This window comes from Bradyrhizobium sp. LB13.1, assembly GCF_054056815.1.
In genome coordinates, this window is record NZ_JBSRYQ010000001.1 from 5,453,413 (window position 1) to 5,475,780 (window position 22,368).

The 22,368-nt window shown below is 63.6% G+C and carries 20 protein-coding genes and 3 pseudogenes; 12 read left to right on the forward strand and 11 right to left on the reverse strand.

Features of this window, described 5'->3' with window-relative positions; translation table 11 throughout:
* The first annotated feature begins 193 nt into the window (after nt 1-193).
* Nucleotides 194-650, forward strand: a pseudogene (locus ACVWYI_RS26460) (iron-sulfur cluster assembly scaffold protein).
* A 49-nt stretch (nt 651-699) separates the two neighbouring features.
* On the opposite strand, the gene ACVWYI_RS26465 reads toward ACVWYI_RS26460, so the two are convergent.
* A complete protein-coding gene (locus tag ACVWYI_RS26465; RefSeq protein ID WP_247353172.1) occupies nt 700-1,599 on the reverse strand; it encodes a COG3904 family protein in 900 nt (299 codons plus the stop codon).
* Between the two features lie 231 nt (nt 1,600-1,830).
* On the opposite strand from ACVWYI_RS26465, the gene yidD reads away from it, so the two are divergent.
* Both yidD and ACVWYI_RS26475 read left to right on the forward strand, forming a co-directional pair.
* On the forward strand, nt 1,831-2,169 hold the full coding sequence (gene yidD / locus ACVWYI_RS26470; protein ID WP_247443327.1) for a membrane protein insertion efficiency factor YidD: 339 nt from the start codon (nt 1,831-1,833) through the stop codon (nt 2,167-2,169).
* Nucleotides 2,170-2,248: 79 nt separating this feature from the next.
* The gene (locus ACVWYI_RS26475) at nt 2,249-2,461 is read left to right on the forward strand and encodes a hypothetical protein (RefSeq protein ID WP_247353168.1); all 213 of its coding nucleotides are present in this window, start codon (nt 2,249-2,251) and stop codon (nt 2,459-2,461) included.
* Here the strand turns inward: ACVWYI_RS26475 and ACVWYI_RS26480 are convergent.
* Both ACVWYI_RS26480 and ACVWYI_RS26485 read right to left on the reverse strand, forming a co-directional pair.
* Nucleotides 2,462-3,677, reverse strand: a pseudogene (locus tag ACVWYI_RS26480) (hypothetical protein).
* A 2-nt stretch (nt 3,678-3,679) separates the two neighbouring features.
* On the reverse strand, nt 3,680-5,047 hold the full coding sequence (locus tag ACVWYI_RS26485) for an APC family permease (RefSeq protein ID WP_354104025.1): 1,368 nt from the start codon (nt 5,045-5,047) through the stop codon (nt 3,680-3,682).
* A gap of 329 nt (nt 5,048-5,376) precedes the next feature.
* On the opposite strand from ACVWYI_RS26485, the gene ACVWYI_RS26490 reads away from it, so the two are divergent.
* Entirely contained in the window at nt 5,377-6,699 is a 1,323-nt protein-coding gene (locus ACVWYI_RS26490) for an alpha/beta hydrolase (RefSeq protein ID WP_456664578.1), read from the forward strand.
* A 42-nt stretch (nt 6,700-6,741) separates the two neighbouring features.
* On the opposite strand, the gene ACVWYI_RS26495 is transcribed toward ACVWYI_RS26490, so the two are convergent.
* Nucleotides 6,742-7,134 carry a hypothetical protein gene (locus ACVWYI_RS26495; RefSeq protein WP_456663599.1) on the reverse strand — a complete coding sequence of 131 codons (393 nt, stop codon included), beginning with the start codon at nt 7,132-7,134 and terminating at the stop codon, nt 6,742-6,744.
* A gap of 92 nt (nt 7,135-7,226) precedes the next feature.
* Nucleotides 7,227-8,399: an MFS transporter gene (locus ACVWYI_RS26500; RefSeq protein ID WP_456663600.1), complete on the reverse strand. Its 1,173-nt coding sequence runs from the start codon at nt 8,397-8,399 to the stop codon at nt 7,227-7,229.
* 186 nt (nt 8,400-8,585) lie between these two features.
* On the opposite strand from ACVWYI_RS26500, the gene thrS reads away from it, so the two are divergent.
* The 3 genes from thrS to ACVWYI_RS26515 all read left to right on the forward strand — a co-directional run bounded on the left by thrS (nt 8,586) and on the right by ACVWYI_RS26515 (nt 12,675).
* Nucleotides 8,586-10,685: a threonine--tRNA ligase gene (gene thrS / locus ACVWYI_RS26505; protein WP_456663601.1), complete on the forward strand. Its 2,100-nt coding sequence runs from the start codon at nt 8,586-8,588 to the stop codon at nt 10,683-10,685.
* A gap of 94 nt (nt 10,686-10,779) precedes the next feature.
* Nucleotides 10,780-11,343: a nitroreductase family protein gene (locus tag ACVWYI_RS26510; RefSeq protein WP_247443315.1), complete on the forward strand. Its 564-nt coding sequence runs from the start codon at nt 10,780-10,782 to the stop codon at nt 11,341-11,343.
* A gap of 63 nt (nt 11,344-11,406) precedes the next feature.
* The gene (locus ACVWYI_RS26515) at nt 11,407-12,675 is read left to right on the forward strand and encodes a serine hydrolase domain-containing protein (protein WP_247443314.1); all 1,269 of its coding nucleotides are present in this window, start codon (nt 11,407-11,409) and stop codon (nt 12,673-12,675) included.
* 860 nt (nt 12,676-13,535) lie between these two features.
* Here ACVWYI_RS26515 and ACVWYI_RS26520 read toward each other — a convergent pair.
* A pseudogene (locus tag ACVWYI_RS26520) lies at nt 13,536-13,809 on the reverse strand (LysR family transcriptional regulator); the annotation flags it as partial.
* Between ACVWYI_RS26520 and ACVWYI_RS26525 the strand changes: the two are divergent.
* Complete coding sequence (locus ACVWYI_RS26525; RefSeq protein WP_456664635.1) at nt 13,747-13,929, forward strand: hypothetical protein; 183 nt, start codon at nt 13,747-13,749, stop codon at nt 13,927-13,929. The pseudogene ACVWYI_RS26520 and the gene ACVWYI_RS26525 overlap by 63 nt on opposite strands.
* Before the next feature lie 72 nt (nt 13,930-14,001).
* Here the strand turns inward: ACVWYI_RS26525 and ACVWYI_RS26530 are convergent, their stop codons facing one another.
* Entirely contained in the window at nt 14,002-14,283 is a 282-nt protein-coding gene (locus tag ACVWYI_RS26530; RefSeq protein ID WP_247353153.1) for a hypothetical protein, read from the reverse strand.
* Nucleotides 14,284-14,540: 257 nt separating this feature from the next.
* Nucleotides 14,541-15,614: a hypothetical protein gene (locus ACVWYI_RS26535; RefSeq protein ID WP_456663602.1), complete on the reverse strand. Its 1,074-nt coding sequence runs from the start codon at nt 15,612-15,614 to the stop codon at nt 14,541-14,543.
* Between the two features lie 241 nt (nt 15,615-15,855).
* Between ACVWYI_RS26535 and ACVWYI_RS26540 the strand changes: the two genes are divergently transcribed.
* Nucleotides 15,856-16,884, forward strand: a complete 1,029-nt coding sequence (locus tag ACVWYI_RS26540) for a patatin-like phospholipase family protein (protein ID WP_247353151.1) — start codon at nt 15,856-15,858, stop codon at nt 16,882-16,884.
* Here the strand turns inward: ACVWYI_RS26540 and ACVWYI_RS26545 are convergent, their stop codons facing one another.
* Nucleotides 16,885-17,313, reverse strand: coding sequence for a CBS domain-containing protein (locus ACVWYI_RS26545; protein ID WP_247443311.1), 429 nt, complete (start codon nt 17,311-17,313; stop codon nt 16,885-16,887). It lies immediately after the preceding gene.
* Between the two features lie 239 nt (nt 17,314-17,552).
* Nucleotides 17,553-18,389 (reverse strand): rhomboid family intramembrane serine protease, encoded by an 837-nt coding sequence (locus ACVWYI_RS26550; RefSeq protein WP_456663603.1) that lies wholly within the window; start codon nt 18,387-18,389, stop codon nt 17,553-17,555.
* Nucleotides 18,390-18,853: 464 nt separating this feature from the next.
* Here ACVWYI_RS26550 and ACVWYI_RS26555 point away from each other — a divergent pair, with 464 nt between their 5' ends.
* Together ACVWYI_RS26555 and ACVWYI_RS26560 are read left to right on the forward strand one after the other, a co-directional pair.
* A complete protein-coding gene (locus ACVWYI_RS26555) occupies nt 18,854-19,408 on the forward strand; it encodes a PAS domain-containing protein (protein ID WP_354046464.1) in 555 nt (184 codons plus the stop codon).
* Between the two features lie 226 nt (nt 19,409-19,634).
* Nucleotides 19,635-20,423, forward strand: a complete 789-nt coding sequence (locus ACVWYI_RS26560) for a Crp/Fnr family transcriptional regulator (protein WP_456663604.1) — start codon at nt 19,635-19,637, stop codon at nt 20,421-20,423.
* A 256-nt stretch (nt 20,424-20,679) separates the two neighbouring features.
* Here the strand turns inward: ACVWYI_RS26560 and ACVWYI_RS26565 are convergent, their stop codons facing one another.
* Nucleotides 20,680-21,171 (reverse strand): phasin, encoded by a 492-nt coding sequence (locus ACVWYI_RS26565; RefSeq protein ID WP_247353142.1) that lies wholly within the window; start codon nt 21,169-21,171, stop codon nt 20,680-20,682.
* A 499-nt stretch (nt 21,172-21,670) separates the two neighbouring features.
* On the opposite strand from ACVWYI_RS26565, the gene ACVWYI_RS26570 reads away from it, so the two are divergent.
* Nucleotides 21,671-22,099, forward strand: a complete 429-nt coding sequence (locus tag ACVWYI_RS26570; RefSeq protein ID WP_247353141.1) for a cupin domain-containing protein — start codon at nt 21,671-21,673, stop codon at nt 22,097-22,099.
* Nucleotides 22,100-22,368: the final 269 nt, after the last annotated feature.

Consider the following 22,368-nt stretch of genomic DNA (forward strand, 5'->3'; position numbering starts at 1 on the left):
GCGGCGAAGCCGCCGGACGCCTGTAGAGAACAGCTTTGACGAAAAAGGTCCTTGGGTCATCACGCTGGCAGCGCAGATCTGAAAGACCGCCAGCGCACCGCTGGGCTGTTTTTCCGCCAGTTCCAGCACTATATAGGACCATGGACGCCGCCCGCCAAGGCCGATCGGGTGAGGAAGTGCTGGACTCCATCACATGCTGAACGACATCTATAACAAGCGGATTCATCGAACTAGCCGGGAATATTCCGCGACTCGGGCGGTTGTCGGATCCCGATGCCACCGCGACCGCCCACTCCAAGCTGTGCGGCTCGACCGTGAAAATCGACCTCAAGATGGAGGGCGACAAGGTCACCGACTTCGCCCATGACGTGAAGGCCTGCGCGCTGGGCCAGGCCTCTTCATCCATCATGGCAAGTCAGATCGTCGGATCGACTGCGAGCGAACTCCGTGAGTTACGCGAAACTGTTCGCAAGATGCTGAAGGAGAACGGCGCGCCTCCTGAAGGCAAATGGGAAGAGATCAAATTCCTTGAGCCGGTCCGCGACTACAAGGCGCGCCACGCCTCGACGCTCCTGACCTTCGATGCGGTGGTCGATGCCATCGGTCAGGTCGAGGCCAAGGCCAAGCAGCCGGCTCCAGTGCAAGGCTGACTCCGGGCTCGTAGCCAGAGACCCCGGAAACGAAATCGGACATTCGAGGCTACTTCTGCGACGCCGTGCCCGGCTTGGCTACGCCGCCCGTCGGCACCAGGGCTTCCGCCGTCTTGGTCGACTTGGCAGGCTGCTCCGATTCCGCGCCGAACCTCGCCTGCGTCTTCGGTGCAAGCTCCGCCATTGCCGGCGCTGAGATGTCCACATGCGGCAGCACGTCGGCCACGAGATCAGTGGTCACAAGATTGGTGAGCTTGAGCTCGCCTGCGTCGAGCTCGTGTAAATCTTCCCACGGCGGGACGCTGAGCGCGAGCGACAGCAGATCGCCGGCACCGCCCATGTCGAATGTGTATTTGGCGAGCCGACCGATGTCGCGCTCCACGATCATCAGGTCCTGCGCGCTGTAGCTCGCCGCCCTGGCATCGTCGGCGCGATCGCCCATCCAGATCTGGTGGACCCGGACATGGGCCGCGTCTGGCACGTAGCGCTTCTTGCCGGCCAGCAGCAGGAACACGCACATGGATTCACAATAGGCCTCAGGCGCGACCGCCGGACGGGCCGACTGGCCGCCGCGGTTCTGAACGCTGATGCCGACCGTGGTCAAAAGTCCGAGATTGCGGAAGCGCCGGCCGAGCGTGATCGCGTCGTTGACGGAACCGCCGCTGGAATCGAGCACCACAGTGGCGCCGCCGAGCTGGCGTCCGCGAGAAAATTCCTCGAAATCCCTGGGCGTATCAGCGGTGATGATGCCGGTCGCGCTGACCCATCCGCGGCAATTCGGCTCGCAGGCGATCCAGCCAAACTTCATTGGCAGCTTGCGCTCTTCGAGGGCAACACCGGCTCGGGCCGACGACCCGAATGTGGCGACGGCGCCAGCCACCATGACCCCACAGGCAGCGGCTCCCACCAGCAACCAGCCGCGAAGATTGAGCGCCTTCAGAAATTTCAAACCGGTCCCTTCCCCAAGGCTCCTAAAGCGATTCAGGTAAGCCCTGCTCCGACGTTCCAATAAGTCTCACATGAACGTCACAAAAATGGTATCCGGGGGAATACAGATCGTCCACCGGTACTTGCTGCACTGCTCCCAAAAAGCACGTAAAATGTGGCGTACAAACAACAGCTTACAGTTCCCTGCGTCGGAACCGCGCAAAACCTCGCTCACGATCGCGGCAAAGCGCCCATGAAGCATTCAGCCTGCGAGCACTGTTCCACTCCCGTCGCGGGCGCGTTCCGGCTACCGCGCAGATTCGGCCGCGCTCTGATCTGGCTGTATCGCCACACGCTCTCGCCGTTGGTTGGCTACAATTGCCGGCACCTGCCGACCTGCTCCATCTATGGCGATGAGGCGATCGAACGGTTCGGGCTCTGGGCTGGCGGCTGGATGACGCTCGCTCGCCTGCTCCGCTGTAACCCGTTCGGTACCTCGGGCATCGACAACGTGCCCCTTACCGCACCACAAAGCGCGCGCTGGTATTTGCCGTGGCGTTACGCCCGCTGGCGCGGCGTCAACGCCCCCTAAGCGGGATGGAGCGCTGCCTTGAGTGGAACCGGAATGCTCCGTTCGCGTTGATGTGATGCTCCCACGGGAGGAAACAACAATGCGCTGGAAAATCAGCCCTCATTCTCGCTTCAGCCTTGGGCTGGGTTCCCGGGGTGGTTCGAGAGGCCACGACCCCAGAACCCTCGACATGATCGCCATCGTCGCCCTGCTGGTGCTCGTCGTCGGCTCCGGCTGGTACTTGGCGACGAGTATTGCAACGCCGCCCAGCACGACGGCGTTCATCGTGCCGAGCCAGAGCGTTCACTGGTAATCAGCGGGACCAGAAAAAGCGTCCGGGCGGCGGTGGGATCGGCTCCGGCGGACGTGGCCGCTTCGGACGCGGCGGTTTCGCCGATGGCTCTGCGGATGAGGTCGTCTCCGCATCCGGCACTGTGTCGCTTCCCGGTACCCTCACCGACAGCAGCAAGTTCGATTCATGCATGCGCCAGCGATAGCCGACGCCGAAATCGATCGGCTGGGCGCGCGTGAACAGGTTGGCGTAGCGCTCCTGATGGCGACCGGGAAATTCGCTGATCGGCCCGAGGTAGCGGCCGAACGGGAAGAACCGCCATTGCCGCGCGTTGTAGCTGGAAAGCGGAATGCCGGAATCGTCCTGGATGATGGTCGCGCTGTTGGCAAGCAGCCAGTCGCGCGCGACGGTGAAATTGCCGGAGTGCAAGAGATAGGACGCGCTCTTGATCAGGCTGTTGCCGGGGCCGAGCGTCTCGCAGAACTTCAGGAAACCCGCCGCGCGTGCACCTGAATTGGAGAGATCGGTCGAAAAATAATACAGGGTGCGCGCTTCGCCGTCGCTGCCGACGAAAGTGATGCGGGCGCCGCGCGTCGCGTTCGGTCCTGGATTGTCGTTGCCGACATGTATCCCGCCCTTGTCGTCGAGCGCGACCATCTCGACATTGCGGATGGTCTTGCCGGAGCGGACCAGGAAGACATAGAGGATCGGCAAGGTGCCATTGACCTGGTTGGTGTGCAGGTCGACTTTCATTTGCTTGGTGATGAAGAAGGAAAAATTTCAGGATCGAGCCGAGCGATCGCTCGACATTGTAGAGCGCGGCGCCCACCGAACCGCGCGGCAGCCGCGTCAGGTCGGGCACCGCACCGACCGGCTCCAGCGCGCCGAGCACATAGGTGCTGGCCTTCGAATAAAAGGCGTTGGCATAGAGGAAGTCGGGGCCGCTGAACAAATAGAACACGGTCGGCCTGGGTGCCGCCAGATTGACATCGGACCAGTTGCGGATCTTCGCGAGCTGACGCTGCTCGAGCTGCGCGAAGGCGCCGTCGAAGAACTTTGCGTGGCGCTGCCAGCCCGGGTCCTTCGTGAGCGGCACCAGCGGCGAATCCGCCGAAGGCTGCATGCCCGCAAGGAAGCGCGCGGTATCGTCGAAAGTGACGTCGGCGGCACGCGCGGACGAAACGGCCGCAGCCAGCAAGGCGAGAGCGACGGCCGCAATTCTCATGGGTCGAAACATGTCTATTCGCGATGTGATGACGTGCCAGCGGCGACCGGCCGCCTGCGGAAAACAGCATAAATCAACAGGCCCGAGAGCATGACGAGCATTCCCGACAGCGACTGCAGGGGCCGCTCGGTCAAAAGGTAGTACATCATGAAGGCGGTCACGAGCAGGAAAACGAGCGGAGTGAACGGGTATCCCCAAGCCCGATAGGGCCGCGACAAATCGGGATCGGTGATGCGCAGCTTGATGACGCCGGCGACCGTGAAGAACGAGCAGAACAGCAGCGCGAACTGGATGAAATCGAGCACCGCCTCGAAACTGCGCGTGAACAGCAGCAGATTGGCGACGGCGAGCTGAAACAGGATGGCATAGGCCGGCGCGCCGCTCGTCGACTTGCGGGAGAACACACGCAGCGCCGGAATGTCCTCGCCCATCGTCATCATCACGCGCGGGCCGATCCACATCATCGCGCTGATCGAGGAGATCAGGCCGAAGCAGATCATCGCGCCAACGATCCGGCCGCCAAGGTTGCCGAAGATCGCGCTGCCGGCGACGCTGGCGACGTCGAGCTGACCCGCGAGCGCGCCGACCGGCGTAGAATAGAGAAACACCGCATTCAGCGCGACGTACAGCACGAGCACGATCAGCGTGCCCGCGAGCAGTGCACGCGGTAGGTCCCGCTGCGGCATGTTCATTTCGCCGATGATGTAGGTCGCGGCATTCCAGCCCGAAAACGAGTACATCACAAACACAAGCCCGATCGCGAAGGGGGCGCTGACGATGTGTGCGAGGTCACCAGCCTGCGGGGTGAAGGCGATTGGCTGCGGGGTGCCAATGATGAAGCCGGCAACCAGGAAGGCCACGATCAGTACGACCTTCAGGATGGTCGAGATCAACTGGAAGGTCGAGGAGTGCCTGACGCCGGTCAGTTGCACGAGCGAGACCAGCCACACCACGGCGATGGCAAGCGGGATCGGCGGCACACCGGGCACGACCGATTTGGCGTATTCGCCGAACGCCATTGCGGCGAGCGCGACGGGCGCTGCAAAGCCAACCGTCGCCGACACCCAGCCCGCGAGAAAGCCGAAGGCGGGGTGATAGGTGCGGCCGAGGAAATTGTATTCGCCGCTGGAGCGCGGAAACATCGCGCCGAGTTCGCTGTAGGCGAACACCCCGCACAGCGCGACAATGCCGCCGATGGTCCACAGCAAGAGGATCGAGAAGCCCGAGGGGATGTCCTTGACCTGAAAGCCGAGGCTGGTGAAGACGCCGACCCCGATCATGTCGGCAACGACGATGGCGGTTGCGACCAGAACGGAGACCCCCGATCCGCTTCCGGTCAGCCGGCCAGTCCAGGCCGCGGTACCCGCATCTGATGCCGTCATCGGGGTCCTCAACCTCAGGCGTCATGCCTCGTGGGAAGCATCGTGCAGTTCGAGCCAGTCAATTCAAGCAGGGTTAACAAGGGTTAAATGAGGCGGGCTAAATCGGTACTCCGGCACCCTTGCTGCGCGGTCTTGGCCAATAAACCTGCGCAAACACCGGGACGTCCCGTCTCCCTTCCCCACAATCGCGACACGATTACGTGGTCCTTTTGGCCGTTCCGGATGTGGGGAAGTTTCTCCGGACACTTAACGTCGCCTAAACGCCCATCGGTTCAGTTGTCTTAATGATTGCCGATGGACTTGTGGTCATGACTTGGGGTCATGGGTGGATGGTCGGGGCCGTTCCGAAACTGAGAGCTGACATTCGTGCCGACCGGACGACGTCCGGTGCGCGCGGTCGTGCGCTCCGGATCGCTCTGATCCCGGCCGTGGTGCCGCTGTCGCTCACATTGGTTCAATGCGGCAAGGCGCCCAATCCGGCGGCGCTCGCGGCGAACTCGCAGGCCAACGTCCAGATCGTTGCGAAGACAAATCAGCAGGTCGCAAGCAGTGACACGTTCGAGGATCGCTTCCCGGCCCCGCAGTTCACGGAGCGGTTCCCGTCCGCAAGCGAGGGTTTTCTGCAACGGCAAATGTCGGACTTCTCGCCCAAGCGCGCCGTGCAGCAGCCACAGCCGGAGCAGGCGCCCTACAGGGTCGCTTCGCTCGCGCCGCAGGCCCCCTACCAACGTCCGGTGCGCGAGGACCTGACGACGCTCGTCAGCATGAAGTCGTCAGCATTCCCCTATTTCGGCAACAACCCCGCCTCCGACTCGCCGTTCCTCAACATCGCCAAGGGCGACCGCCGCGGCCACCGCAGCTATTCCGGGCGCGTGTTCTGGCAGGACGAGACCTACAGCGACAACCGCGTGCTGATGCACGTGCCCGAACATTTCGACGTGCGTAAGCCAGGCGTGATCGTGGTGTTCTTCCACGGCAACGGCGCAACGCTCGAGCGTGACGTGCGCGACCGGCAGCTGGTGCCGCAGCAGGTCACCGATTCCGGCGCCAACGCCATCCTGCTTGCTCCGCAAATGGCGGTGGACGCCGCCGATTCCAGCGCCGGCAAGTTCTGGCAGGCAGGCGGCCTCAAGCGCTTCCTGGAGGAGTCTGCGAACCATCTGGCCCGGCTCACCGGCGATCCCAACAGCGCGCGCGCCTTCGCCAATATGCCGATCGTGATCGTCGGCTACAGCGGCGGCTTCCTGCCGACGGCCTGGAGCCTCGAGGTCGGCGGCATCAGCGACCGCGTCCGCGGCGTCGTGCTGCTCGACGCCGTCTACGGCGAAATGGACAAGTTCGCCTCATGGATCGAGAGCCACCGCTCCGGCTTCTTCGTCAGCTCCTACACCCGCTACACCGCGCGGCGCGACCGCGAGCTGATGAGCACGCTGCGGCAGAAAGGCATCAGCGTCTCCGAAGACATGGACGGACCGTTGCGTCCCGGCAGCGTGGTGTTCGTCGAAACCGGTGACGGCATCACCCATCGCGACTATGTGACCCGTGCCTGGACGCGGGACCCGCTCAAGGACGTGCTGGTGAAAATGTCAGCGACGCCATCACTCGCACTGACGCGCGTGGCCTCCACCAATCCATCCCCGTCGAGTCGCTGATCAGCGACTAACCGTCCGGCTTGCAGACCTTAGCCATTGGCCTCAGGTTTTGGGCAGCTTCGGAATGCTCTCGGCAAATCCGTTGAAGCAGGCCAGCCGCTCGTCCTCTTCCTTGAAGAATCGGCAATCGGCGTAGCCCTTGGCCTTCGGCGGCTTCGGCTTCGGCGTCGGCGCGATCACCGCGTCGTAGCAATTGAGCCGGTCCTTGGTGCCGTCATCGAGGTCGAGGCAGGCCTGGAGCCGCGCCGCGATCGATTGTGGCTTGCCCTTCGGCGCCGCGGCGGGCTTGGCAGCCGCCTCTTGGATCCCGGCCTTGGGCCCCTTGGGCTTGACCTGCATCAACGGCTTGTCCCCGACCATCGGTGGTGGCTTGTCGGCTTGCGCAAACGCGGAGGCCGAATAGAGCACCGCGGCAACCGCCAGAATCATCCTCATTTCAGTCAACTCTCTTTGGTCCCCATACCTCGCCTTCTACCGCTCCTGCGCGCGGTTTGCCAAGCGCCTTGCGCACACGAAAACCCTTCCGTTCAGGCCGGGGCGGCGGTAGCCGGCCGGGGCCGGGTCAGGACTACCAGGGTCAGCGCCAGCACGACGAAACCGACCGCGACGAAGCCGAGCGTATGCAGGAGCTCGCGGGCGAACAGCAGTCCGCCGACGGCAGAGCCGACAGCCTGGCCGATATAGAGGACGGAGGTGTTGAGTGCGACGGTCGCCGATGCCAGCGACGGTGCGGCCGAGACCAGCCGCACCTGCTGCATCGAATTGGTCGAGGCAAAGCCGAGGCCCCAGATCGCGACCGCACCCGCCATCAATGCGAGCGTGCCGGCACTGAGCGCCCAGCCCGTGATCCCCGCAAGCAGCAGGCAGGTGAACAGCAGCGAGGTGCGATAGGGTCCCGAGGTGTCGACGATGCGGGTCGCGATGACAACGCCGAGGAAGCCGCAGACGCCATAGAGAGCGAACACCATGCCGATCGCATCGGGCCCGGCGCCGGTCAGCTTCTTGAGCAGCGGGCCCATGAAGGTGAACACCACGAACTGCCCGGCCATCTGCAGCATCGTGATCGCAAGCAGCAGCAGGATCGTCCCGTCGCGGCCGACGGCGCTCCAGGTCTTCAGGTCCACCGGCGTGCCCTTCAAGCCGGCCGGCAGCCGGATCAGCAACAGCAGGAAGCTGATGCAGCCGAGCGCGCCGATCCCGCCATAGGCCGCGCGCCAGCCATATCGGCTGGCGATGAAGGTGATCAGCGGCAGGCCGACGGCGGCAGCGAGCGACCAGCCGAGAAAGATGTAGGCGATCGTGCTGCCGCGACGCTCCACCGGCACGATCAGTGCCGCCGTGCCGGCGGCCTGCGGCGTGTAGAGCGCGCCGACCGCGAGCATCGCCAGGCGGGTGACAAGGAGGCTCGTGTAGTCGGGCGCAAATGCCGATGCGAGATTGCCAAAGGCGAGCACCGCCAGCGTCGTGGTGAGCAGCCTCCGGCGCTCGATCCGGCTGGTGAGCCAGGCCGTCAGCGGCGATCCGATGCACAGGATGATGGCGCCGAAGGTGATCAGGAGCGCGGCCGCGTGGATGCTGACGTCGAGCCCCGCCGCCAATTCCGGCAGCATGCCCGCCGGTGCCAATACCGAGCAGCCGGTGACGAGATTGCCGAGCATCAGGGCAGTAGGCGCGAAACGGCCGGCGCGTGCATTTTCCATGCAGATGCATGTAGAGCAGACCTGCGACCGGTTAAAGGGCGTCGCCCAGAATAGTTCGTGCGGCGCCCCGGCTTTTGCGCGCCAGTTTCTTGGAAATGCCGGATTGCGCAGGCCGAATCGCCTGATATATCGCTCGTTCCCGCTTACCTGCGCTCGTTCGCAGGAGTGAGCCTCAGGAGACATGCAATGACCGACCAGCCCAAGGACCAATCCAGGTCCGAACAAGCCAAGGCCGAACAGACCAAGGCCGAACAAGCCAAATCCGAATCCGGCTTCCAATACAGCCTCAGCAATTTGAGACCCGTGACCCCACCGGAAAAAATCACTCTCACCTTCCCGGACGGCGCCCGGCGTGAATATGCCAAGAGCATCACCGGCCTCGAACTCGCCAAGGGCATTTCGCCGTCGCTGGCCAAGCGCACGGTCGCGATGGCGCTCGACGGCGTGGTCTCCGACCTCGATGATCCCATCGAAGCCGATGCCAAGCTCGAGCTGATCAACCGCGACGATCCGCGCGCGCTCGAGTTGATCCGCCACGACTGCGCCCACGTGCTCGCCGAAGCCGTGCAGACGCTGTGGCCGGGAACCCAGGTCACCATCGGTCCCGTGATCGAGAACGGCTTCTATTACGATTTCTTCCGCAACGAGCCGTTCACGCCGGAAGACTTTGCCGCAATCGAGAAAAAGATGCGCGAGCTCATCGCGCGCGACAAGCCTTTTACGAAAGAGGTTTGGGATCGCGAAAAAACCAAACAGGTGTTCCGCGACAAGGGCGAGGCGTTCAAGGTTGAGCTGGTCGACGCCATCCCCGGCAACGAGCCGATCAAGATCTACTATCAGGGCGACTGGTTCGATCTCTGCCGCGGCCCGCACATGACCTCGACCGGCAAGGTCGGCAACGCCTTCAAGCTGATGAAGGTGGCCGGCGCCTATTGGCGCGGCGACAGCAACAACCCGATGCTGACCCGCATCTACGGCACGGCGTTCGCCAAGCAGGAGGACCTCGACGCTTATCTGAAGCAGATCGAGGAAGCCGAAAAGCGCGACCATCGCAAGCTCGGGCGCGAGCTCGACCTCTTCCATTTCCAGGAGGAAGGTCCGGGCGTGGTGTTCTGGCACGCCAAGGGCTGGACCATCTTCCAGCAGCTGATCGCCTATATGCGCCGACGCCTGAGCGGCGACTACAGCGAGGTCAACGCGCCGCAGATCCTCGACAAGTCGCTGTGGGAGACCTCCGGCCATTGGGGCTGGTACCGCGAGAACATGTTTGCGGCGCAGTCGGCCGGCGACGAAGCCGAAGACAAGCGCTGGTTTGCGCTGAAGCCAATGAATTGCCCAGGCCACGTGCAGATCTTCAAGCACGGCTTGAAGAGCTACCGCGATTTGCCGCTGCGGCTCGCCGAGTTCGGCGTAGTGCACCGCTATGAGCCGTCCGGCGCCATGCACGGCTTGATGCGCGTGCGCGGCTTCACGCAGGACGACGCTCATATCTTCTGCATGGAGGATCAGCTCGCCGACGAGTGCCTGAAGATCAACGAGCTGATCCTGTCGACTTACGCCGATTTCGGCTTCACCGGCGATCTCACGGTGAAGTTGTCGACCCGACCGGAGAAACGCGTCGGTACCGACGCGATGTGGGATCACGCCGAGCGCGTGATGGCCACCGTGCTGCGCGAGATCCAGACGCAGAACAATCACATCAAGACCGAGATCAATCCGGGCGAAGGCGCCTTCTACGGGCCGAAGTTCGAATATGTGCTGCGCGACGCCATCGGCCGCGACTGGCAATGCGGCACCACGCAGGTCGACTTCAACCTGCCGGAAAGGTTCGGTGCGTTCTACATCGACCACGACAGCGGCAAGAAGCCGCCGGTGATGGTGCACCGCGCGATCTGCGGTTCGATGGAGCGCTTCATCGGCATCCTGATCGAGCACTATGCCGGCAACTTCCCGCTTTGGCTGTCGCCGGTGCAGGTGGTGGTCACCACCATCACGTCGGAGGCCGACGAATACGCCAAGCAGGTTCTGGAGCAGGTCCGGCGTGCGGGACTTCGGGCCGAGATCGACCTGCGCAACGAAAAGATCAACTACAAGGTCCGCGAGCATTCGCTGGCCAAGATTCCGGCACTGCTCGTGGTCGGCAAGAAAGAGGCCGAGACACAGTCGGTCTCGATCCGGCGGCTCGGCAGCGACGGCCAGAACGTGACCACGACGGTGGAGGCGCTCGCCGCCCTCGTCGACGAGGCGACCCCGCCGGATGTGAAGCGGGCGCGTGGCGCGGCCTGATTCCTGAAATCGATCTAAACCCGCTTTCGGTTGCGGAGCGTGCATGCTTATCTCGGCATGGCACGCCCGACGACCAGCCGAAGAGGATATCGCAGTGCCTGACGCCATCGAACTCCTGAAGACCCGCCGCTCGGTCAAGCCGCGCGAGATGTCCGGACCCGGGCCCTCCCCGGCCGAGCTCGAGACCATCCTCACCATCGGTTCGCGCGTGCCCGACCATGGCAAGCTTGCGCCCTGGCGCTTCATCATTTTCGAGGGCGATGCGCGTCGGCGCGCCGGCGAGGTGATCGCAAAGGTGTTTGCCCGGAAGAATCCTGGCGCGCCTGCCGCCGATGTCGAGACCGAGCGCAAACGCCTCACGGATGCGCCGCTGGTGATCGGCATCGTCAGCTTCACCAAGCCGCATCCGAAGGTGCCGGCCTTCGAGCAGGAATTGTCGGCCGGCGCCAGCGTCATGAACATCGTCACGGCCGCGACCGCGCTCGGCTACGGCGCCTGCTGGCTGACCGGCTGGTTCTCGTTCGATCGCGACGTGCTGGATGGCCTCGGCCTCAAGCCGGACGAGAAGCTCGCCGGATTCGTCCATATCGGCACCCCGACCAAGCAGAGCGATGACCGTCCGCGACCGGTCCTTTCTGAAATCGTGACGCGATTTTAATCGAAGGCGTGTTGACGCCTTCGACGTCTTGCGGCTTTGATCCCGGCGAGGGAGGAAGCCCGGATGAAGCGTCGTGAATTTCTGGTCGGAGCCGCGCTGCTGGCCGGCACGATGGCGCGGAGCCGCGCCGCCGATATCCCCGCTCCGTCGTCCGACGGGCTCGACCGCATCACAAAGTATTTTGACAACGAGGTGACGAGCGGCCGGCTGCCGGGCGCCGTGGTCCTGGTGCAGCAGCACGGCAAGCCGGTCTATCTGAAGACTTTTGGCGTGCGCGACACCAGGACGGGTCTCGCGATGACGCCCGATACGATCTTCGCCATCCACTCGATGACCAAGCCGGTCACGTGCCTCGGCGCGATGATGCTGATCGACAAGGGCAAGCTTGCGCTCACCGACCCCGTGTCGAAATACATTCCCCTCTTTGCCGACACCAAGGTGGGACTGGAGGTCACCAATCCCGACGGCACGTTGCATCTGGATCTCGTGGCCCCGGTCCGTCCCGTCAACATCGAGGATCTGCTGCGGCACACCTCGGGCATCAGCTACGATTATATCGGCGGCAAATGGGTCGAGCAGGCCTACAAGGCTGCCGACATCTTCGAAGGTCAATTCAACAACAGGGAATTCGCCCAACGCATCGCAAAGCTGCCGCTGGCGCGGCAGCCGGGAACGCTGTGGCGCTACGGTCATTCCACCGACGTGCTCGGCAGCGTCATCGAGATCATCTCGGGCCAGACGCTGTACGAATTCCTCAAGCAGCGCATCCTCGATCCGCTCGGCATGAGCAGCACCAAATTCGCGCTGGCGAGCGCGGACGAGCTCGCTCGGATGGCGCGGCCGCTGCCCAATGACTTCATCCTGCTTGCTGCCGAGCGCGACCGCCTCGACCATCCCGAATGGCAATCCGGCGGCGGCGGGCTGCTCTCGACCATCACCGACTATCGGCGTTTCTCGCAGATGCTGCTCAACGGCGGCGAATTCGAGGGCAAGCGCTATCTGAGCCCCGCGGCTTTCAAAGCCATGACCACGGATCACGTCGGGCCCGGCTCCGGCGTTGGACGCGATTATTTCTATTTTCCGGGCGACGGCTTCGGTTATGGCTATGGCCTTGCGGTGCGGACCGATCCCGGCAACGCCAAACCGCCGCCGCCGGGCTCGCTCGGCGAGTTGAAATGGGACAGTGGCAGCGGCACCTATTTCGGCGTCGATCCCAAGCTCGACATGGTCTACCTCCTGATGCAGCAGACCCAGAACGAGCGCAGCCGCATCACGCCTGCCTTCAAGGCGCTGGTCTATGACTGTTATCCGTCCGAGTTACGCCGCCCGTGAAGCACGCTGGCCGAAATCGGCGAGCAGCTTTGCGGTCTCGGCGCCGCAATGACGAACTGTGACGACAACGCTCGTCTTTCTCGTGTCCCGGACGCGGTGCGGCACGCAGTGACGCGCCGCAGAGCCGGGATCCAGGAAGCCGCGCCGTTCGCTGTTGCATGGGCCCCGGCCCTGCAGCGCACAGCGAAGAGGCGCTGCGCTGCGTCCGGGGCACGAGATCGTTGTTGAATAACTGACATGGGCTTGCATCCTCGCGGCGTGTTTCGCCCGAGCTTTGCTTCGTCGCTTCACCCTCAATTGAAAGAGGGTGCAGGGAAGACCGGGAGCCGGCTGGCTCCTATTGCTCCGCTATGCCAAGGGCAGATTGCGCTACATTGCACAGCGGGAAACAGGGCAACCGGAGCATCCCGGCCTTCCCTGCGCAATGGTTGGAACGGCTTATGTCGTGTTCTCCCCGGGAAGCGATGCACTATTGCCCCCGTCGCCCTGCGGATGGCTGATGCGTGTGCCCGGTCGGGCTGCACCCATCACCGCAAGACTTGGCGCACAGACCCCGGGCGCCAGGACGACACGATTTGGCCGTACGCCGATCACACCGGTCGTGCGCGCGACGCCCTCGCTCACGGCTCTCCGCCCTGCGAAACCCTTCGCGCCGATGTGATCGGCGTCCACCGCCGCCCGGCCCGCGTTCGTGACGATCGCGATACGCCCTCTTCCTTGGGCCGGAGTGAGCAGAAGATACGATAATTCCGAATTCTGTAAAGGCGAATATTTTTACGCCTGCCCGTTGACCGACAATTTGTGTGTGTTGCCCGACAGGCACCGCAAGGTCTCGCGTAGCCCGGGATGAGCGAAGCGACCTCGCGGCGCGGCAGGCTGTAGAGGCGCGCATCGGTCAGAAGCTCGACAATTATCTTGGGATGGCGTTTGCCGAAGGCGGCTATTCACCGGCGAGAGCATCACCGTCCCGAACCAGTCCGACGACGACAGGCGCAGCAAGCCGTCGAGCTGCGTCTCCGCGCCGGACGCACGCCGCTCCAAAGCGAGCGCCTCCTCTTCAATCCGCTCGGCATGGCGCAGCACGGCTGTGCCCTCGTCGGTCAGCACGAAACCATCCGTCGTGCGCTGGAACAGCGTCTGTCCGAGCGACTGTTCGAGCGCAATGCCCGGCACTTCACACTGGAGAAAGTCGGCAATGCCTATGCGCTGATCCGCGATCACGCGGCGCAGGGCAAGCTCGTCGTCGACATCTGACGGCGCTCGCAGAGACGTTTCGGAGCCCGGAGGGAGCGAAGCGCAATCCGGGCTACGGAGCTGTGCCTGCCGCTAGTCCTCGCTGGGGGCGGCGGAGCGGTTGCGCAGATGGGCCTGCGACAACAGGAAGAACAATGCGCGCTCGCCATGATATTTGGCAGACGGCCGGGAGCGCTCGAAGCCATCGGCAAATATCTTGCCGGCGTGGTCGCACACCCGCCACCGCCAGCCAAACCGCTTTCGCCTGGTGAGGATCACTTCGAACATGCCGACGAGCTTGGTCCCCTGCTCCTTGCCGGTCTCGCAGACGCACGAGGCTGCTCCGGCCTCCCCCGTTAGAGGGATGCCCGACATATAACGCAGCAGGATGGAAAGCGAATAAAATTGATTGTCGGAAATAGGTATCTTGCACCGGCTGTGAGGAAGTCGAGACGCTTCCGGAATAAGCGGATGGTGCCGGTGTTGATTGGCGCGTAGCGAAAAGCATCTGCTTCCCGCACGCGCGACGCGACTGACGGTACTAAGATATGGGACATTCGTGCGCTGAATGAGAAGCGTTCGCCAAGCGCACGAACGACAGCGTCGGCCGCATGCGGGATCCCGCTTAAGCGTTAGCGCGCGACGACTTCCACTTCGCCGTCGACGCCGTTGACGACGTTGAAGCCGCGCTCGTAGACCTTGCCCTCGTTCTTGGCGATGGCGCGGTATTCGCCTTCGGAGAGCACCACGCGCGGGAAGGCGCCGATCGATTCCTTGATGACGTCGCCGCCCGGGGTCAGCACCGACCAGGCGGTGTTGGCGAGCGCCTCGCCCCCTCTGTCGCTGACCAGCTTGAGCGTGATGACGGCGGCGCGGTGGGTGATGGTGACGTCGGTGAGCTTGCTTGCCTGGACGCGGATGTCCGAGCGCACCACCGAATTGGCGTCGCCGTAGTTCGAGATGATGTAGTAGGTGCCTTCCGGCAGCAGCACGACGTCGCCGGCGGCGACGTTCGGCACCAGGGAGGCGCGCTCGCCGGACTCGAACTGGCTTCCCTTGTAGATCGCGAACGATATCTGGTTCTGCGGAATGCGGCTGGTGCCGACCCGGCCCTCGATGCGCAAGCCGCCGGCCGGCAGCACGAATGATTCGCGGTCGGTCTCGGCCTTCAGGCTGACTGTGCGCACCGCGCTGACGAGGCCAAAGGCAACGTGCACGACGTAATTGCCGGGCGGCAGCACGATGTTGGGCGTGGCGTTGCGGTCCTCGCGGATCAGCTTGAAGGTGCCGTTCTCGTCGGGACGATCGGCAAATACGCGCCAGACCAAGCCGTTGGTGATCGGCGGGGTGTCCTTGCCGTATTTCGCGGTCAGCGACAGTACGCCCTGTCCGGGCACGGCCGCGTTGAGTGGCGCGGCGGACGGCACGGTCGTGACCGCAGGCGGCGGCATGCTGGGCGTGGTCGGCTGCATGAGGGTCGGCGGCAGGCTCGGAGGTCCGGCACCCGGGCCGGACGGCGGCGCCAGGCTGACGGCGCCGCCGGGGTCCGGCACCGAAGCGGGCGGCACCGGCGGCGGACGATCAGAGAAAAGCTGCGCCTGCGCAGCGTTTTGGCCGAGGGAATAGAGGCAGGCAGCAAGGATCAGCATCGGCAGCAGCGATGCGCCGCGCCGCCATCCGATGATGCCGTCACCCCCGAGAGTCATGCCACCTGCTTTTCACCGAAAACGCGGCAAATTCAAGCCTCCGAAACCCCAAGAAATACGGCCCAATCCGGTTTTGGAACCCGGTTGACGCCCGCGCGATTACCCCACACGCAACCGCCCGTCGCCATACTCCTGCCCCGTGTCCTTCCCAAACCGGCATAAACCATGCTCCGGCCCGGTTCTGGCGGAGCGCGAGTACGGCGCCTAATCTGATGGCGGGTCCAGGTGTAGGAGAGTTTCGGTGCTGGATATATTGAAGGGTCGGGGTTCGAACGGCGAGAAGGTCGGCCTCGGCAGCATCCGCCGGCCGGTCATTGGCCTAGCCCTCGGCGGCGGCGCCGCGCGCGGCTTCGCCCATATCGGGATCCTGAGAACCCTCTTGGCCAATGGCATCGTGCCTGACGTGGTGGTCGGTACCTCGATCGGCGCGGTGGTGGGCGGCCTCCATGCGGCCGGCCGGCTCGATACGCTGGAGGAGTGGGGGCGCAGTCTGCAAGGTATGCGCAACATCCTCGGCTATCTGGACATCCGCCTCAATGGCTCCGGCCTGATCGGCGGCGAGAAGCTTGCAACGCGACTTGAGGAGGCGGTCGGCCAGACCCTGATCGAAGATCTTCCGATCAAGTTCGCGAGCGTCGCGACCGAGGTCCGCACCGGCCACGAAATCTGGCTGACGCGCGGCCGCGTGGTCGACGCGATGCGTGCCTCCTATGCGCTGCCCGGCATCTTCTCTCCGGTCCTGATCGGGGATCGCTGGCTGGTCGACGGCGCATTGGTGAACCCGGTGCCGGTCTCGGCCGCCCGCGCGCTCGGCGCCGAAATCGTCGTCGCTGCAAATCTTTCCAGCGATATCTTCACCTATTCGACGACGGTCTATTCGCACGGCGCGATGCCTGAACCGGTCGTTCCTGCGGCCGAAGAGACGACGTCAAAGCGGCGCTTCCCGAGATTCTTCTCGCCCGAAAAAACGGTGAAGCGCGAATTCTTCGGCGGCGGCAGCGCCCGGCCCGGCCTCTCTTCGGTGATGGTCGATGCCTTCAACATCATGCAGGACCGCATCACCCGCGCCCGCCTCGCCGGCGATCCGCCCGATATGCTGATCACACCGCGGGTCGGCCATTTCGGCTGGTTCGACTTCCACCGCTCCGAAGACCTCATCGCCCTGGGTACCCGCGCTGCCGAGCGAGCGCTGGAGTCCATCCAGGAGGCAATCCACGAGCTGGCGCCCGCGCCCGAGGGCACCGCGCCGAAAGCCGGCCAGCAGGACTGATCAGGCCGTCTTGATGTAGTCGCGCAGGGCTTCCTGCTCGGACTCGTATTCCTGCACCCGGCGCTTGACGATGTCGCCGATCGAGATCAGGCCCACCACCTTGCCGCTGTCGATCACGGGCAGATGCCGGAACTTGCCGGTGGTCATCACCTCCATGAGCTCGGCGACCGTGTCGGTCTCCTTGCAGGTGACGACCTTGCGGGTCATGACCTGAGAAACCGGCTCCTCGAGCGCGCCGGCGCCGCGCTCGCCGATCACCCGCACGATGTCACGCTCCGACAGGATGCCTTCGAGCCGGCTCTGGTTCATCACCAGCACCGCGCCGATCTTCTTCTCACCGAGCAGCTTGACCGCGGCCGCCAGCTTCGCGTCCGGCTCGACGCTCATGACCTGGTGGCCCTTGTTGTTGAGAATCGAACGTACCGTCATTGTCGCCTCCCTGAATCCGAACCGCCCGCTTTTCGCGGTTGGACTTGTTCATCGAGTCTTCAACCAACAGACTTGGAGTCTTCAACTAACAGTCTTGAACTAACAGTCCTGAACTAAACAGGCTTGGCGCCGGTTTCACCCTCAGGCGCTTGTCGAGGCATTGCCTCTACGGGCTTGTCGCTTCGGAACATTCTTCACGAGAATGATGGATGAATTCGGGCGGCGCCGCAAGCGCAGCTTCAAATACGGTCTGAAATGTCCTGTGATGACGCATCCGCAGCATCGCTTCGCACGCGCGGCACGGGATCGAACAGCGTGAACAGCAACAGGCCGGCAAGGAAGCCGCCGATATGCGCCTGCCAGGCAACGCTCGTGGTCTCGCTATCGACGCCGATCGCGCCGACACCGAAGACGATATTGACGCCGAACCACACCGCGAGGAAACCGAGCACCCGCCCGTCGCGCAGCGCGCGCGACAGCGGCAGCGCCGGAACTCTTGCGGCGGTATCGGCATCCGATCGGCTGAACGACAGGAAGCTGCCGCGAACGAAGGCGAAGCGGATCGCCGCCGCCATCGCGCCGGACACCGAAGCCGAAGCGCCGATCATCGGCGCCACCGCGTGCTCATGGGTGACGAGATGGGCGAGCGCGCCGGCCGCCGCCGTCACCGCGAGGAACAGGAAGAACCTGATGGTGCCAAAGCGCCGCGCCAGCGCGCTCCCGAACGGCAACAGCCACAGCACGTTGAAGCCGAGATGGGTGAGATTGGCGTGCAGCAGCGAATAGGTGACGAAGCTCCAGATTTTTGCGCCGGCGCCGCCCGGAATCTCCAAATTAAGCAGCGAGGAATCGTAGCGCTTGGGGATGAAGCCGAAGACGTCGATGGTCCAGTTCTCCAGTTCCGGCGGCAGCAGCACGCGCAGATGGATCACCGCCAGCAGGATGATGTAGGCGGTCAGCGCCACGGGCAGCGTCAGGATCGGCTCGCGCGGAGCCTCCTCATTGACGGCCGGCACGTCCATCGAAGCATCATGCAACGAAGGATCTTGCGGCGGGGAATCTTGCGGGGAATCCAAGGCAGCTTCGCTTTCAGGCGCGATCGGAGCGACAGGCTTAACGACAGGCCTTGGAGATAGTCGCCTTTGCCCGCCCTGCGCAAGTGCACAAAAGGAAAAGGCAGGGCCCTGGGAAAGCCCTGCCTGTCCGTGTCGGACTTCCGGTACCCAGAGAGACAGGGGTATCCACCCCTCCCCCGCGGCCGGTGACCAAACTGTTTGACGCCTGTGTACAGGCCTCGCCGAGAACCTGGAGAAAAGCGGCGAGGCTTGCGACTGCGGTCACCATAGCAGCGGGGCGGCGGACGGAAAGCGCATAGTTAATTTAACGTTAACGACGCAAAGGCAGCGTCAGGGAGGCCGAAAACGCCTCCACGGCATGGACGGTGCAAATCCCCTCCTGCACAACAACACAGGGATCGCGGCTGCACTGAAGCGGGACAGGATTGTCCCGCGAGGTTGCGCCCGGGGATAAGCGTTCAGTCATGAAACATCCGTCGAACCGCGAGTTCTTCGCGTATTGGGACAAGAAGCGCGGCACCGAGCGGGCCCCTGACAGGGCCGATATCGATCCGGCTGCCGTGCGCGGCCTGCTGGGCGACATCTTCGTGCTGTCCTGCGAGCCCAGTCTCGGCTTTCCGTTTCGCGTCGCCGGCACGCGCGTCTGCGCGCTCGCAGGATGCGACCTCAAGGACGCGAGCTTTGCAGCGCTGTTCAACGAGGCCAGCCGCCGCGAGATCGAGGAGATCACGACCGTTGTCGCCGACGAGAGCCTCGGCGCGATCGCCGGTATCACCGCCACGCGTGAGGACGGCAGCAAGGCGCATCTCGAGCTGTTGCTGCTCCCGTTCAACGCCCGCCCGCATACGCCGGTAAGCGTGACAGGCGTGCTTGCGCCATTCGACGACGAATGCGGGGCGCTTGGCCCGTTCACCCTCACCTCCTGGCGTTATCTGCACCAGCCGGAGAAGCTCTTGCCGCGCGCGATCCGCAAGCTGCAGATCGCACGCGGGCTGATGGTGTATGAGGGACTGAGGTAGGAGTGACCCTCGTCTCAGGGCGCGCAGCGTTTGCCAGCCGCCCTATCTTCATTGCAGTCAGACGCGCCGGCCCCCCGGCGCGCAGGCTCGCGATCCGTGATTGGAACCTTATCTGTTGAAGTGCGTTTATCCGCTTGCCGTCGCTGGTGTCTGCGCGGCAACGCGGCTCGGTCGGAGGCGATGCGTTTGCTAGCCGCCGGGCCTCCGTCGAGGGGCGATTCCCGTGATGGAGCACGCGACCAGAGTTGGTAATCGCCTGTTAGCTGCGTTACCGCCGGCCGACTTCGCTTTGCTTGCACCGCATTTGCGGAAAGTACCGCTCCAGCACGACGCAGTCCTGGTCGGGTCGGGCGACCGCATCGAACATCTCTACTTCCCCTGCAGCGGCGCGATCGCCCTCATCATGGAGTTGCCGAACGGACAAACGGCCGCAACCGCAGTGATCGGCAACGACGGCGCCGTCGGACTCATGACGGCGCTCGGGCCCGTCCGATCCCCCCTGACCGCGGTTGTCCGCGTGGCCGGGACCGCACTGCAGATCTCGCCCGCGCGATTTCACGCGATGCTCGAACGCAGTCCCGCCGTCGCAAGCGCGGTTCAGATTGTCACCAGGGCGTTGATGACGCAATTCCTGCACGTCGCGGCCTGCAATGCGCTGCACTCGGTCGAAGCGCGCCTCGCCCGCTGGCTGCTGCACATTCACGATCGGACGGATGGCGGTGATGTCCTGCCCTTGACCCAGGAGACGTTGTCGGAATTGCTCGGCGTCCGCCGTACCACGGTCACGCACGTCGTGAGTGCACTTCGAACATCAAGCGCGATCAAATCCAATCGACGCGGCCAACTCGAGATCGACAGGCAACGGCTCGAGGTCGTCGCATGCGAGTGCTACAAGGTGATGAGCCGCAGGATCGATCGGATCGTTTCGCAGGATGCGCCAAGGCTCCTTCACGCCGCGCCGGCGCGGGACGGCTGCCCGTCTCCAGACTTCCCGTTCGCCAAAACCGACTCGTAAACCCAGGCCTCCCTGGCGAACCACTCGTGCGTCGCCGCGCACATCCGGCAATAGGTACGCGAAAAGAACACAGTACTGCAGCGAAACCTTTCGCCATCCATCTCGATGCCTGTCGGAATTGCGCTCCCCGTTTCCGGACACTTGATCATCACCATACCCATCCTGATTTCCCTCCAGCTTGGCATCACCTCACGGCAAGGCTGGCCGCCATCGGCTGGACGGCGTCTCTTCTTGCGAAGACGCTCGTCCAGCCGATTCAAGCAGCCCTATGCAGAACCCGGTTGAAGCTGTTCTTGATCGGCTCGGCCGTCTCGGTCGCGACCTTCTGGGCCAGATCCCAAAGCTCCCGATTCTGGGCGGAAGCCGCTTCAAAGGTCTTGCGGCCGTGAGCGGTGGAGAGGTTCACGAGGTCCGCAAACGACTTCGCGTCTGCAAGCTGGGAGAGGAATTCCAGCGCGGAGCTGGTATTGTTGTTGGATATTTCGATGACCTTGGTGCCGTAGTCGGCGGCACGCCTGGCATTGGTCGAACAGGCATCGCGGAGAGCTTCGGTGATCTCCTCGGAAGTCGCCTTCATCTGCTCGAAATTTGCCTTGGCCCGCGTGGCGGTCGGCGCGGCGAGATCGCCGAAGATCGCCTGGATGTTGAAAAACGGTATGTCGAATTTGAAGTTTGCATTTCCGTTCGCCGTCCCATTTGGCGGAGCGGCATTCGTTTCGGCTTTCACATTGGCATCACTCACGGGCATTCATCCTTTCAAGCGAAACTAGATAATGGATTGAAGACTCCCCGACGCGCCCAGGTGCGTACTGCACCGGGACCCCAGTGCCTCTACTTTCACGATGGTGGGATGCTGCTGCATATGCAGCTCTTGCCCCCTGCCGGAGGCAACTATGACCGACGAAGGTCGAAGCTTCGGTTCGCTTTCGGACTCTCAATTTGAATTAGTTCGACTCGTGCGATGCTGCGGCGCAATCAAAATTCTGCATCTTTGAAGTTGCTGCTGTTGCATGCGCCAACCTGAGATCAGCGCCGGCGAGCTATTAAGAGGCTCGATCCCGGAGCCGTTTGAGCCGGAATGTTCTGCCGCTTGCGCAACCGGCAGGTCGACCTGCAACGGTCCCTGTGCGATAAATTGGCCGGTCACACGCGGGCTGATGGGTGTATCAGGGGGCTGCGGTAGTTCTCGTTTCGACGTGAGCGAGCGCCGCGATCTCGATGCAGCCTCTCACCTGGACGAAACGACCATGTCCGACATCATCAATTTCGGCTCGCTTCAGCTCCGCTTCCTGCAGAGCAAGGATGACACCGGCGGCAGCGTCGATATTTTCGAAATGACGTTGCAGCCGAATGCGCGGATGCCGATCCCGCATTATCACGACCGCTGGGACGAAACGATCTACGGGCTGTCCGGCGTCTCGACCTGGACGATCGATGGCAAGCAGAACGATCTCGGCCCCGGAGAATCCGTCTTCATCAAGCGCGGCATCGTGCACGGCTTTACCAACCGCTCGACCGGGCCGGCGACATGCCTGTGCATCCTGAGCCCCGGGGTACTGGGCACGCAATATTTCACGGAGATGGCCGCGCTCCTGTCGGCGGGCGCGCCACCCGACCCCGCGAAGATGAAAGAGACGATGCTGCGCTATGGACTGGTGCCGGCGCCGGCTGCGTGAGCCAAGGTCGCCGCCCAGCGGAAATGGCCGGTCCCGCGCTAGCGATCCATCACGGCCGGCGACGCGGCGAATGCGGTGGGAATCATCGCGAGCGATATTGCGAGCGTGAGCGCGAGGCGGATCGAGGACGTCATCGTATCTCCTGTCATGCAATGGGCTTGCATGGGGTAGGACGCCGCGCGAGCCGTGGTATTCCTGAGATAACGGCAAAGATATTTTTCGCTGCGTGCCTCGTCGCATCGGAATAAACTGGGATGATTGAGACGGAA